Source organism: Phormidesmis sp. 146-20 (genome assembly GCF_052939475.1).
Genome location: NZ_JBJPHT010000034.1, coordinates 25,505 through 37,862 on the forward strand (window position 1 = coordinate 25,505; position 12,358 = coordinate 37,862).

At 50.1% G+C, this 12,358-nt stretch carries 13 protein-coding genes; 4 read left to right on the plus strand and 9 right to left on the minus strand.

From position 1 onward, the window contains the following. The first annotated feature begins 43 nt into the window (after window positions 1–43). Complete coding sequence (locus ACKFKH_RS22355; RefSeq protein ID WP_446860566.1) at window positions 44–352, plus strand: hypothetical protein; 309 nt, start codon at window positions 44–46, stop codon at window positions 350–352. An 88-nt stretch (window positions 353–440) separates the two neighbouring features. Here ACKFKH_RS22355 and ACKFKH_RS22360 read toward each other — a convergent pair whose 3' ends face one another. Continuing rightward, window positions 441–908 carry a DUF4174 domain-containing protein gene (locus ACKFKH_RS22360; protein WP_446860567.1) on the minus strand — a complete coding sequence of 156 codons (468 nt, stop codon included), beginning with the start codon at window positions 906–908 and terminating at the stop codon, window positions 441–443. 320 nt (window positions 909–1,228) lie between these two features. On the opposite strand from ACKFKH_RS22360, the gene ACKFKH_RS22365 reads away from it, so the two are divergent. Together ACKFKH_RS22365 and ACKFKH_RS22370 are read left to right on the plus strand one after the other, a co-directional pair. After that, a complete protein-coding gene (locus ACKFKH_RS22365) occupies window positions 1,229–2,974 on the plus strand; it encodes a ShlB/FhaC/HecB family hemolysin secretion/activation protein (RefSeq protein ID WP_446860568.1) in 1,746 nt (581 codons plus the stop codon). 443 nt (window positions 2,975–3,417) lie between these two features. After that, the gene (locus ACKFKH_RS22370) at window positions 3,418–4,047 is read left to right on the plus strand and encodes an esterase/lipase family protein (RefSeq protein ID WP_446860569.1); all 630 of its coding nucleotides are present in this window, start codon (window positions 3,418–3,420) and stop codon (window positions 4,045–4,047) included. Here the strand turns inward: ACKFKH_RS22370 and ACKFKH_RS22375 are convergent. Beyond that, entirely contained in the window at window positions 4,044–4,475 is a 432-nt protein-coding gene (locus tag ACKFKH_RS22375) for a VOC family protein (RefSeq protein ID WP_446860570.1), read from the minus strand. The two genes, ACKFKH_RS22370 and ACKFKH_RS22375, sit on opposite strands and share 4 nt — an antisense overlap. A gap of 61 nt (window positions 4,476–4,536) precedes the next feature. Here ACKFKH_RS22375 and ACKFKH_RS22380 point away from each other — a divergent pair, with 61 nt between their 5' ends. Beyond that, complete coding sequence (locus tag ACKFKH_RS22380; RefSeq protein ID WP_446860571.1) at window positions 4,537–5,316, plus strand: TIGR00297 family protein; 780 nt, start codon at window positions 4,537–4,539, stop codon at window positions 5,314–5,316. Window positions 5,317–5,333: 17 nt separating this feature from the next. On the opposite strand, the gene ACKFKH_RS22385 is transcribed toward ACKFKH_RS22380, so the two are convergent. From ACKFKH_RS22385 to ribH, 7 genes are all read right to left on the minus strand, one after another. Then, window positions 5,334–6,203, minus strand: a complete 870-nt coding sequence (locus ACKFKH_RS22385) for an SDR family oxidoreductase (protein ID WP_446860572.1) — start codon at window positions 6,201–6,203, stop codon at window positions 5,334–5,336. Window positions 6,204–6,257: 54 nt separating this feature from the next. Further along, window positions 6,258–7,037, minus strand: a complete 780-nt coding sequence (gene xth, locus ACKFKH_RS22390) for an exodeoxyribonuclease III (protein WP_446860573.1) — start codon at window positions 7,035–7,037, stop codon at window positions 6,258–6,260. 53 nt (window positions 7,038–7,090) lie between these two features. Next, on the minus strand, window positions 7,091–8,410 hold the full coding sequence (locus tag ACKFKH_RS22395) for a protein kinase domain-containing protein (protein WP_446860574.1): 1,320 nt from the start codon (window positions 8,408–8,410) through the stop codon (window positions 7,091–7,093). A gap of 185 nt (window positions 8,411–8,595) precedes the next feature. Then, on the minus strand, window positions 8,596–9,300 hold the full coding sequence (locus ACKFKH_RS22400) for an FHA domain-containing protein (RefSeq protein ID WP_446860575.1): 705 nt from the start codon (window positions 9,298–9,300) through the stop codon (window positions 8,596–8,598). A 94-nt stretch (window positions 9,301–9,394) separates the two neighbouring features. Beyond that, window positions 9,395–10,120 (minus strand): 6-phosphogluconolactonase, encoded by a 726-nt coding sequence (gene pgl / locus ACKFKH_RS22405; protein WP_446860576.1) that lies wholly within the window; start codon window positions 10,118–10,120, stop codon window positions 9,395–9,397. A 150-nt stretch (window positions 10,121–10,270) separates the two neighbouring features. Next, window positions 10,271–11,287, minus strand: coding sequence for a sulfate/molybdate ABC transporter ATP-binding protein (locus tag ACKFKH_RS22410; RefSeq protein ID WP_446860577.1), 1,017 nt, complete (start codon window positions 11,285–11,287; stop codon window positions 10,271–10,273). A 278-nt stretch (window positions 11,288–11,565) separates the two neighbouring features. Beyond that, complete coding sequence (ribH, locus tag ACKFKH_RS22415) at window positions 11,566–12,144, minus strand: 6,7-dimethyl-8-ribityllumazine synthase (protein ID WP_446860578.1); 579 nt, start codon at window positions 12,142–12,144, stop codon at window positions 11,566–11,568. Window positions 12,145–12,358: the final 214 nt, after the last annotated feature.

The window sequence follows — 12,358 nt, forward strand, 5'->3', positions numbered from 1 at the left end:
TGATATAACAGGGACAAGTCCTCAATTCGCTCTTTAGTTTGTGATGAAATTCAAAGTTTTGTCTACCGCTGCTCTGATGACGATCGCCCTGATTGCTCCCGTCAGAGCCGAAAATCAGCCCCAAGACACCGCTCAATCTCAGCCCAATCAGCGTCAGATTCTCGAAGCCTGTGTCCAAAATCGCGCTGAAACTTTACCTAACCCCTTTAGCGATGTGCCCGCTAATCATTGGGCTTTCAAAGCCGTTTTGACAATGCACTACTGCGGAGCCTTTCGCCAGGCCACCCCGCCCAGTCTGGTCGATCGCCTCGTCAACGAATCACAGTCCCCCCGATCGCAGCCCGTCCAATAACTATCATAAAAACACAGCGAATCTCTTAAGGCCACAGAATTAGCAGCTTGGGGAGCAGAAGCATTGAACATCGAAGCGAAAGCGCCATCTAGTTAGCACGATCGCTCATCTCTTGTCGGCGCATCGGCATTTGATCAATTTGGCGGTAGATTGCATTCATCGCAGTAGGAGCCGTTTCTCGTCGCTTTTCGGTGCCATCTTTGCCCACCAGAATGATGCGAAACTCGTCTGATTGAATGCCGTAACGCTTTCTCAGTTGAGCGATCGCCTCCGAGTTGATCGCCTGATCTCCAACAAAGCCAGTTTCTTTAAAGACTCGAATCAGTAATAGATTGCGATCAACCAGTTGAGACTGTTGAGCCTTGAGAAACTGAAGCTGCGATCGATAGTCAGCACTGCTTTCAGAAGGCGCAAAGATCAGTAGGAGGCGATTTTTCCACTGATATTGATCAAGATCCATTGCAGTTCTTTTTGGTAGTGAAGTGGATTGCGGAGCGGCCTGACCTTGCAGCAGTAAAAAGCCGAGCAAAATCGCCAATGGGAAAACAATTCGCATGAGGTAGAGAGGGCCCGATCGTTCAAAAATATCCTCAAGTCTAACGATCAAAGCGAGGAAGAAGAATGTCCAAACGGTGGGATCTTCCACTTATTTTTTTAGTCTGATCTAATCAAATATAATCAGTGGAGCAATGTCCGCTCTAGAGCCACGTTAGAAGTAATCTCTCTCAGGGAAGCATTGACTCGAACCTAGACCCTACTTTCAATCCCAGTGTTGAATTCTCACCCTGAATTACTGATGGAAATTACATCATTCTGATAGCTAACTAAGGGAGCGAAGGCGACGGTTCATTCACTTTGGTCACTCTTTCTCCTGCCATGTCCCCCAACTTTGCCCGTCGCTACCCGGTTTCTCTCGGTTTCTCTGTTTTGGTCGCGAGTTTGAGCCTGCAATTTGCAACGACTCAGGTGATCAGCGCTCAACTGCCACCTGCGGACAATCCCCTTCCTCGTGAGCCACAGCCGCCCTCAACCCAACCTCAGCCTCTCCCCGAAGCGCCTCCCCGTCTGCCACCTCCCGCCGAGTTGCTTGCGCCCACCGCTCCCACGCCCGGAGAAACACCTTCTGAAGACACGCCCCAATCCATTACGGTGCAGGAGTTTAAAGTCACGGGCAGCACCGTGTTTGAGGCGGCAGACTTTGCCAAAGTGACAGAGCCGTTTACCAAGCGACCCATTTCGCTGGCGGAGTTGTTTCAAGTGCGGGATGCGGTGACCAAGTTTTATGTCGATCGTGGTTACATCACATCAGGCGCATTTATTCCTCCGCAAAAGCTTGAGGCAGGAGTGGTTGAGATTCGCGTCGTCGAGGGCGGACTAGAAGACATCAAAGTAACCGGATCGGGGCGATTGGCTCCTAATTACGTGAGAAGCCGAGTTGCGATCGCGACTCGCAAACCCCTTAATCGCGCCAAACTCCTCGAAGCGTTGCAGCTATTACAGCTCAATCCACTGATTCAAAATCTGTCAGCAGAACTCTCAGCCGGAACCACACCCGGACAAAGCTTGCTCGAAGTCAAAGTGACCGAAGCCAAGACCTTTGCGGCTCAAGTAACGTTGGATAACTCTCGATCGCCCAGTGTGGGCACCAATCGCCGTCAGATTCGACTCAGTGAAGCTAATCTGCTCGGTCTGGGAGATGGCTTGAGTGTGGCTTACACCAATACCAATGGCAGCAATTCGGGAGACATTAGCTATACATTGCCGATCAACCCGCGCAATGGCACTCTCAGCTTTGACTTTGGCATTTCGTCGAGCAAGGTGATTGAGCGTCCGTTTGACATTTTGGATATCGAATCGGCTTCTCGCTACTACGAATTAACCTATCGTCAGCCAATTATTCAGAAACCGACTCAGGAATTGGCGATCGGCTTAACGGCAACGCGACGAGAAAGTAAAGCAACCCTTTTGGATGGTGAAATTCCTTTCCCTGCTTTGGGTGCAGACGACGAGGGAGAAACCAAACTCACCGCCCTGAGATTCTTTCAAGAATGGACGCAGCGCAGTAGTCGATCGGTGTTTGCAGTTCGATCACAGTTTAGTTTGGGCTTGAATGCGCTAGGTTCTACAATCAACGAGACGGCTCCCGATAGTCGATTTTTGGCGTGGCGAGGTCAGGCGCAATGGGTGAGATTGTTGGCTCCCGATACGCTGCTATTGGTGCGATCGGATCTGCAACTGGCGGATCGAACGCTCTTACCGTTTGAGCAGTTTGGGCTGGGTGGACAAGACAGTGTGCGGGGCTATCGTCAAGATGCGTTGCTGACCGATAACGGGTTGTTTGCCTCAGCAGAAGTGCGCGTCCCCATTTTTAGAGCGCCCAGATCAAATCTACTGCTACAACTCACGCCCTTTGTCGATTTTGGGACAGGTTGGAATCGATCGGGCAGGCCCAATCCAGAAGACAGTACTTTAGCATCGGTGGGGTTGGGCTTACGATTGCAGGCGGGCGATCGCTTCACCGCAAGGCTTGATTGGGGGATTCCACTGCTGTCAATTTCTGGAGAAAAACGCACTCTACAAGAAGATGGTGTGTATTTCTCCGCCAGCTACAGACTATTTTGAAGGCGTTGCTGAATCAGGGGATGAATTGCCCCAAAGCGGCGGGAAACCCAAGGTTCAAAGTCCCCCAATTTTGGGGGATTTAGGGGGCGAAAAGATGGACACTTCCCACAGATTTATCCCTCCAATCAGCAACGCCTTAAAGAAAGCCAGAAAGTGTTAGGAGCGTTTATGTCTAGCCGTTGTGCGTCTTGAATAGAAACAGAATGGCCAGCGCAAAAGGTAATGATCACCGTGACGATCGCGCCTTCGATGATTCTCGCTCTGACTTTTGAAACCCCTTGAGAAAGATTATGCCATCGCGTTTGGGGTTAGTTGCCTGATAGGTTAGCTCTCGCGTCATGCCATTTCAAACGCTGTCCTCGACCTAACCGCAACGATCGAGGGATTCTACTAAGCTAGTGATCTGATGATGAACTGCTTACCCAAAATCACCTTTCTCAAGAATGACTACCGTAGACTCTCGCAATCCCGTTGTGCTAGTGCATGGATTGACCGACACGACGGCGATTTTTAGAACCATGACCAAGTATCTGGCGACCCACGGCTGGAATGTCTATAGCCTGGATTTGATTCCGTCGAATGGCGATCGCCCCCTTGATTATCTAGCCCAACAGCTTGCCGAATTTGTCGAGACGACTTTGCCCAAAGGTCAGTCCTTTGATCTGGTGGGCTTTAGCATGGGGGGTGTGGTTAGCCGATATTATGTGCAGCGATTGGGAGGACTCGATCGCGTTCAGCGGTTTGTTACGATCTCCTCTCCCCACAAGGGCACGATCGTCGCCTATCTCTCTCAGCGTCCAGGCTGTGTGCAGATGCGTCCTGACAGTTCATTTCTCAATGATTTAAATCGAGATGTGCAGATGTTGGATCGGCTAAATTTCACCTCTGTTTGGACACCGATGGATTTAATGATCGTGCCAGCCAGCAGTTCTCAACTCCCCGTCGGAAAGGCGATCCAGGTGAATGTGCCGCTTCATGCCTGGATGGTGACCGACTCAAAAGGCTTAGAAGCGGTGGTCAATGCGCTCAAAGAACCCGTGCGCGGGGAGAAGGTGACAACCGATGTCCGTTAGCGATCGCCAATTTGCGCCAGTTGACGATCGCCAAAAACAGCCGAACTGTGAGCGTAGTGCTTAAACTCCATCAGATTTGAAAAGGGGTCTGAGAGAAAAAAGGTGCGATGTTCGAGGGGCGTTCCGGGAAAGCGCTCTTTGGGCTGCTGGTAGAGCGCAAGCTGCTTTTGCTGGACTCGTTCTAGAAGAGTTTGCCAGTCCGATCGCTCCGTAAACACCAGCCCAAAGTGACGTGGATAAATGCCCTTTTGAGTGGTCAACGGTTCCTCAGTCAAGTGGGCGACAAGCTGATGTCCATAGAGATTGAGAATCACAGCCTGAGCGCTTTCTCGCCCCAACCCACAGCCCAACCCATCCACATAAAATTCCTTAGTCTGACCAATATCGCTCACTGGGAAGGCTAAGTGAAATAAAACAGGAGAAGTCATGAGAGGTGAATTCCAAGTTGAGGGGTGTCACAATAAATTATCGCGAATTTTCTAATCACCGATGCCCTCACTCCTCACTCTTCACTCCTCACTCCTCACTCCCTGGGTGATCGCTGTTGCGATTAATACGGTCTTGCTGACGATCGTTTGGTTTGCTCCTAAGAAACTTTTGACTTTAGCGGGTGTGATTCATGCCTGGATATTGGGTGTGATTGTCTGGGGCATTTTGGGCTGGCAGGGGTATGTGATCGTTGGGTTTTACTTCTTAGTCGGGTCGGGCATTACCTTTGTCGGCAAGGCGCAAAAAGAGGCGATGGGAATTGCAGAAAAGCGATCGGGTGCCCGCGGCCCTGAAAACGTCTGGGGGTCGGCTTTGACGGCAACCTTGTGCGCGTTGGGCGTTTTGGCATTACAACTTGCACAACAGCCTCAATTCATTCCCGTCTTGCTGTTGGGCTATGTGGCCAGCTTTTGTACAAAACTTTCTGACACTTGCGCCAGCGAAATCGGTAAAGCGTATGGGCAGCGCACTTTTTTGATCACAACGCTACAACCTGTGCCACGAGGGACAGAAGGAGCCGTCAGTTTAGAAGGGACACTTGCAGGAATTGTCGCATCCGTCGCCATCGCTTTCCTCGCTTGGGCTGTGGGCATGATTTCCCCGATCGGAGTCGGATTTTGTATCATTGCCGCTTTTATTGCAACCAATCTAGAAAGCGTAATCGGAGCTACATTGCAGTCGAAGTTTGACTGGCTGACGAATGAATTTGTGAACGTTTTGAATACACTAATTGGAGCGATCGTCGCAATACTACTGGGAATAGCGACCCCTTGCGGGTAACTCGAAGAGATCGGCGTTTAATTACTCACATAGCGTCGTAAAAAACTTTCTAACGTCTCCAACTTCAAATCAAACAGTGATTCGATCCGTTCAACTTCCGCAGGCGTACAAAAATACTCATTTGCCAGCAGCGCTCTCAACGTTCCCAAAGATTCCCGGACTTTTGGATTGAATAGTCCAACCACATTGCGAATGCCGTCAAAGGCGAGAAGAGGCGGATTGATCAGAATGGGTTCACGGTCAAAGACTCGCCCAAAGATCCGAGGAACATCCTGACGCTGCAAAACTTCTGGGCCGCCCACGGGCAAGATCTGATTTTTGGCACCCTCGACTGAGACGGAGGCGATCGCAATTTTTGCCAAATCATCGGTACTCACGATCGATGTGCGACTTTGAGGATCTCCAATCAGCAGATAGGTTCCCGTGCGGCGAAACTGTTCAGCGAGAGGCAGCAAATTGGACGAAAACCCCGCAGGTCGCAGAATCGTATAATTCAACCCACTGTTTTGTAAATACTTCTCAACTTCTCGCTTGGCTTTGAACACAGGCGCATCCTCATAGCCACGATCGACTCCCAACACAGAAATAAACACAAAATGCTCAACGCCTGATTCGAGGGAGCGATCGATTAGTTCAATATTGGCGCGATAGTTAATCGATTCACTTTCTCCCCCGTGGGCGCTGATCACATAGTGCACATTTTGAACGGCTTTTTGAATATCGCGATCTCTGGACAAGTCACCAATAAAAACGTCTGCCCCACGATTTTCCAGTTCGGCATAGTTTGACATCAAGCGTACAAACGCTCTGACCGCCAAATCTTGCTCTCGCAGCGATCGCACAATTCGACGACCCAATCCACCTGTTGCGCCCGTGACTAAAAACATATCATTGCCTGTTGTGACTTCTTATTGGTAGCGGTTAATGGTCTAAAGTTCAACTTAAAGTTCGACGATGACAGGCGTGTGATCGCTGGGTTGGGTGAGGTTGCGAGGGGTGGTGTCGATCGTGCAGCTCGTCGATCGCTCATACAAATCCGGGGTCAGGTAGTGGTGATCAATTCGCCAGCCTGCATTGCGCCGAAAGGCACCCGTCCGATAGTCCCACCAGCTAAAGTTGCCGCCTTCTGAAGTAAATTTGCGAAACGCATCCGACAGTCCCAAGGACAAAACATTCCGCAGGGCATCCCGTTCTGCATCGGTTGCCATCACTTGTTTCTGACGATTTTTGGGGTCGTGAATGTCGATATCTTCTAGCGCAATATTAAAATCTCCACACACCAATAGACTGCTGGACTGTTGTAGTAATACCTGCAAGTATTCGCGCAGAACTTTTAACCAGTGCAGTTTGTAAACGTATTTGTCACTGTCGATCGCCGATCCATTGGGCACATACAAATTCACTACTCGAACGCCGTCTACAACGCCCATGATCACCCGCTTTTGCTCATCCAAATCACCCACATCTGGCAAAACGGCCCCAAAGCCCATCCTCACATCTGACAGTGGCGATCGGCTGACCAGCGCCACCCCGTTGTAGCTTTTTTGACCATAAATATAAGTTTCATAGCCCAGATCCGTGAAGGACGATCGCGGAAATAGCTCATCCACGACCTTCGTCTCTTGAAGACACAGCACGTCAACCGGATTCTCTTGAAGCCAATGCGTCACCTGCTCCAGGCGCGTCCGAACCGAGTTCACATTCCAGGTTGCAATTTTCATGAAAATATAAAAATGTCCAGGCAGACGATTTTAACTCGTTTCGCCCAGCATTCTCATCCGATCTCTCGCAATGCTTCTGCAACTTCTTGGGCAGACTGGTAGCGATCGTTCGCCTCTGGGTTCGTCAATTTGCGGATCACCTGAGCAATCTCCGTCGTCAAACCTGGCACATATTCGGGATAAAAGCGATGTCCCTGTTCTCGGTAGCGATAAAACGCCTCTGGTTCTTGTCCTGATAGTAAAAACGCCAGCGTCGTCCCTAATGAGTACAAATCAGATGCAGGAGTCGCAATGCCCTTTTGTTGCTCAGGAGCCGTATAGCCGAGCGAACCGATGCGCGTCCCCGACTGCAAGCCCAAAAGCCGCACCGCTCCAAAATCAATCAGCGTCACCTCATGAAAAGCCGTAGGCACCGATCGCCGAATCAAATTCTCTGGCTTAATGTCACGATGCAAAACTGACCGTCCATGCAAATATTCCAGAATGTTGCAGATTTCTAGCACCCAAGCGATCGCTTGCTTTTGGGGCACCGCACCCCACTTGCTCACCTGCTGATGCAGCGATCGCCCATAGATCATCTCCATCACCAAATACGGCTGTCCCGCTTTGATAAAGAAGTCTCGCCACTCAGGAATTCCCGGATGCTTTAGCTGTTTGAGAACAAAGGATTCACGCTCAAATAGCTCCACTGCCTTACGCTCACCCAGCCAGCGATCGTTCAGCGTTTTGAGAACCAGATGCTTACCATCTCGCCAGACCAGATAAGTGCTGCCCATGCCGCCCTGTCCCAGCAGTTTGACCACCTGATACTCGCCAATCACCTGCTGAATTCTGAGCGGCGCACCACAATCAATACAGAATCTCAGATCGGGCGTTTTGCGAGTGTGGGCACAGACCACATTTAGCTGAGGTGGCTCCATTGCGGTCTTACGATCGGGAAGTTGTGCCCCAACTGCGGCCGAATTCAACGGTTGAGTAGACTCTCTTTCGGGCGAGTGTTCTTCTAAATCAGGCTTGAGTCGCTGAGAAAGCGTCCGTTCTCCCGTGATCTTTTTCGCTTCAGCACGAGCAGACACGCCGACATGAATCTGAATATTGGGGCCCGATCGCGCCAGACGAATGATCATCCCATTCTTAATTGGCACCTGCTCAATGCGTTTGCCATCGACATACGTACCATTAGCACCCAGACTCAAGACAGCCCAAACCGCACTGTCACACTGGATTTCTACGTGATACCGAGAAACCACCGCACTGTAGAGGACAACGTGATTATCCGTTGCTCGACCAATGCGAATGACAGATTCATCCTCAAAAGTCCAACATTGAACGGGCGTTAACTGGACGGGGTGCAGCAGGGTCAGAGTAATCACGTTCGCTGGAGAGCATGAAGAGGCAGACAAACCAAAGGGCAACCTGAGAGGCTTTTGATTCTAAAGCTGTGATGAATGAAAAAATCTAAAAAGAAAACAGTCATCCATCTAAATTAGCCCAGAATCATCCAATCAGATTGCCGAAGTTACTAAAGATACCGTGGGTAAACGAAACAAACGCAGACTTAGGATAACTGAAACAAGAACGAAACCTTGTCTCCTTTACCCAGAGAGATGCGATCGCCTGCCCGCAGTCGATGACGATTGCCCAAAGGTAATGGCGCATTGTTGATATAGGTGCCGTTTGAGCTTCCCACATCTTCGATAAAATAAGCATCGCCCTCCATGCGAATGTCTGCATGAATCCGCGAGACAATTTCTGAGTCAGGAAAGCCAGACACATCTACATCGGGTGGAATGCGATCGTTGGGTTTGCCCAAATGCACGACAGGTAGACCAGGCGGTAACTCGATCACCACATCGGTTTGAATGTGAAGCAGTTTGGCGCTTTGTTGCTGTAGCTGAGTGGCACTGGAGGCAACGGGCGTGACAGGAATCGGAGCCATAACTGCTTCTTCAGGCTCAGAGGCGACGGGGGAAGGATTGGGTGACATTTCAGGAGAAACGACTAAAGGGTCGGGGGGAACCAGGGGATCGAGGTCGATCGAATCCGGGGGTAGATTCACGATCGGGTCGGGCGTTTCCGGATGGCTCTGACTCATGGTGGCTGTCCTCAAATTAAAGCCGCACTGACCACAAAAGCTAGCATCTGCCTGGACGGTCGCGCCACAGTTTGGACATTGCATCGTTGCCGGAAGGGGCGTATAACAAGCCTCACACTGAACGGCACCCTCCGGATTTTGATGATTACAATTTGGACAAACGATCATGCAGGTTCCCCATTCACCAAAGTTAATGATAGAGGAAGACTGGTCAGAGGAAGGAGTTTGCGTCACCTTCTATTTAGAATTCACGTCTTAGAATTCAGGTCTCTGCCAGGTTCTCTCCGGCGGGTCGATCGAGGAGCCACCACAATTCCGCTTGGGCTTGAATAAACCGGGCAGGATAGGTGTTTCCATCCGCAACGGGCGCAAAAATCTGAGCCAGCGCAGACTGTTTGTTAGCTCCGGCCACCATAAAAAGAACGGTACCCGCTTGATTGATTAGAGGAATGGTAAAGGTGATACGCGGCTGACCGTCTTTGTTGCCTACAGTGATTAGGCGATCGCACACCTGCAATGCGTCTGTGTGAGGAAACAGCGAAGCCGTATGAGCATCATCACCGATTCCTAGCAAGATCACATCCAGGGATGGAAATTCACCCGATTGAGTCTGAAAAAATTCTTGCAGTTCGGCTGCGTGTTTTTGAGCCGCGATCGCCGGATCGTCTTCATCAGTCGGCATCGGATGAATGTTTTTTGATGGGATGTCTACTTTATCTAACCAGGCTAATCGGGCCATTCGCTGGTTACTGTCTGGGTGATCTGGAGAAACGTAGCGCTCATCGCCCCAAAAAATGTGCACTTTATCCCACGGCAACGATTCACTCGCCAGCTTTTCGTACAAGGGTTTGGGAGTACCGCCACCTGCCAGCGCGATCGTCGCCATTCCCCGTTCAGCGATCGCCGCTTGTAGTTTCTGAACGACGATTTGCCGCGATCGCTCTACCAGCGTCGTTAGATCGGGCAAAACTTCCACATATTTATCCATACCGTTTCCTGAAAACCACACCGCAAGGATAAAGGAAGATCGCGCGATCGTGCCTTGCTCTCCAGAATGGTTTCACATCTGAGTCAACTCTGAGGCAGGATTCTGGAATCTTTGAACGACTCAGATTGAACAGTATCAGATTGAACAGTATCAGATTGAATAGTAGAGCGGAAAAGACTTGGCATCCTTGGGCTTGATATAGACACGCTGATCCGGTTCTAGCTTTAATTCGTCGAAGCGATCGCGGGTCAGATGGGCGGTCATCACCTGTCCGTCGTCGAGGGTCAGTTCTGCTTGAATTTCCCAACCTAGATGAATCAGGCGAGTCACTCTAGCAGCGACAGTGCTGCCATTGGGCGAGGTTTCTACCAAAATATCGTGCGGCCGCAAAAACATCTCAGGATTGGCTGAGTCAAAGCCATTGTTTTGAAACAGATGAGACGAACTGGGCAACACATTCACCGGGCCAATAAAGCTCATCACAAAGGCGGTTGCCGGATGGTCGTAGATTTGGGCGGGCGTGCCAATTTGCTCGATTTTGCCCTTGTTCATCACGACAATTTCATCGGCGACTTCCATCGCTTCTTCCTGATCGTGAGTCACAAAAACGGTCGTGACATGGACTTCATCATGCAGACGACGCAGCCACGCTCTCAAATCTTTGCGGACTTTGGCATCCAACGCCCCAAACGGCTCATCTAGCAGTAATACTTTAGGCTCAACCGCCAGGGCACGAGCCAGGGCCACCCGTTGGCGCTGCCCTCCTGAAAGTTGAGACGGATAGCGATCGCCCAGTCCGCCCAGTTGCACCAGATCCAGCAGTTCTTCGACGCGCTTTTTGACCTTCCCTTTCTCAGTTTTGCGAATCTCCATTCCAAAGGCAATATTTTGCCGCACCGTCAAATGTTTGAACAAGGCATAGTGCTGAAAGACAAATCCGATGTTGCGATCTTGTACGCTGCGATCGGTGGCATCTTCTCCCGTCAGCCAGATCTTGCCCACATCGGCGTTTTCTAGCCCTGCAATCAGCCTCAACAACGTCGATTTTCCTGATCCAGACGGGCCCAGCAGCGCGACCAGAGAGCCACTTTTGATTTCTAGATTGACGCGATCGAGTGCCTGAAAGCTGCCAAACTGTTTAGATACGTCTTCGACTACAATGCCCACGACAAGAAACCTCTTAAGAACGGTGAGGGATGAGGAAAGTTAATCGCATTCAGGACTTACGGAGAGAGTCCAAGAACTTTGAGCTTCTCATCAACCTTTAATCTCCGGTTTTTAGATGAGATTACTGTAGATTTATAGCACAAAATTGGTAGCAACTCTTCAAGACAATTTGAAACCTGGAATTTAATCCCAGGGTCGTAACTACTAAAGGCGATCGACCTCTCTACAAACCCAGTGGGGGCAACACTGAGTCAGGATAAAGCTTTAGGAGTCTTACGCTACTCAGACGCTTCGGCAACGGCACTGTGCATTGAGGCAGAAAGCGTATGGTGAGCTGCTGGAGAAAGCGCTCCATTAGTAAAGTGTGATGTGCTGCCTTTGATTTGTCGCATCAGGCTGGCCATCTCTAGGGCATTCATCCCATAGCCCCAGCCGTGATTGCTCTTGATGCCTGCCCGCTCTAAGGCCTGCTGCATCGTGTCAGCAGTGATCACCCCAAAAATTACAGGGACTCCGGTCTGAAACCCAACTGCCGCAATGCCTTTAGAAACTTCGGAGGATACGTAGTCAAAGTGAGGCGTCTGACCGCGAATCACGGCTCCTAGACAGATGATGGCATCGTAGCGACTAGAGAGCGCCAACTGTCGGGCGACAAGGGGCAACTCAAAACAACCGGGCACCCAGGCATAATCGACCTGAGTTCCTTGAGAGTCAAGATCGACGTTTACGCCGTGACGCTTGAGGCAGTCTTGACAGCCTTCTAAAAGTTTGTTGGTGATCATGTCGTTAAATCGGCCGATCACGATCGCAAATCGGAAACTATCGGAATGAGCAAACGATCCTTCAAATAATGTCATTGTTTCAATCTAAGTATCAATGATTCACAGCTACGATCTCAGAGTGAGTCTCAAAAACGCTTTTAAAAGCATCTTTGAATCTATTCTTTATGAACCGCATTTCATCCAAAAGATGAGTTCTTCCGGATATCCACTTAATCTAGCGGCATCGTCAACTTTTGAACAGAGCTAATTTAGTGAATTTATGTAGGTTTTATGGTTGAGATGGGTTTTC

Excerpts from the sequence above, each read along its gene's own strand:
- ACKFKH_RS22380 (WP_446860571.1), top strand. The coding sequence starts at position 4,537 with ATGCCCTCACTCCTCACTCTTCACTCCTCACTCCTCACTCCCTGGGTG.
- ACKFKH_RS22400 (WP_446860575.1), bottom strand. The coding sequence starts at position 9,300 with ATGATCGTTTGTCCAAATTGTAATCATCAAAATCCGGAGGGTGCCGTT.
- ACKFKH_RS22370 (WP_446860569.1), top strand. The coding sequence starts at position 3,418 with ATGACTACCGTAGACTCTCGCAATCCCGTTGTGCTAGTGCATGGATTG.
- pgl (WP_446860576.1), bottom strand. The coding sequence starts at position 10,120 with ATGGATAAATATGTGGAAGTTTTGCCCGATCTAACGACGCTGGTAGAG.
- ACKFKH_RS22375 (WP_446860570.1), bottom strand. The coding sequence starts at position 4,475 with ATGACTTCTCCTGTTTTATTTCACTTAGCCTTCCCAGTGAGCGATATT.
- ribH (WP_446860578.1), bottom strand. The coding sequence starts at position 12,144 with ATGACATTATTTGAAGGATCGTTTGCTCATTCCGATAGTTTCCGATTT.
- ACKFKH_RS22365 (WP_446860568.1), top strand. The coding sequence starts at position 1,229 with ATGTCCCCCAACTTTGCCCGTCGCTACCCGGTTTCTCTCGGTTTCTCT.
- ACKFKH_RS22360 (WP_446860567.1), bottom strand. The coding sequence starts at position 908 with ATGCGAATTGTTTTCCCATTGGCGATTTTGCTCGGCTTTTTACTGCTG.
- ACKFKH_RS22355 (WP_446860566.1), top strand. The coding sequence starts at position 44 with ATGAAATTCAAAGTTTTGTCTACCGCTGCTCTGATGACGATCGCCCTG.
- ACKFKH_RS22385 (WP_446860572.1), bottom strand. The coding sequence starts at position 6,203 with ATGTTTTTAGTCACGGGCGCAACAGGTGGATTGGGTCGTCGAATTGTG.
- xth (WP_446860573.1), bottom strand. The coding sequence starts at position 7,037 with ATGAAAATTGCAACCTGGAATGTGAACTCGGTTCGGACGCGCCTGGAG.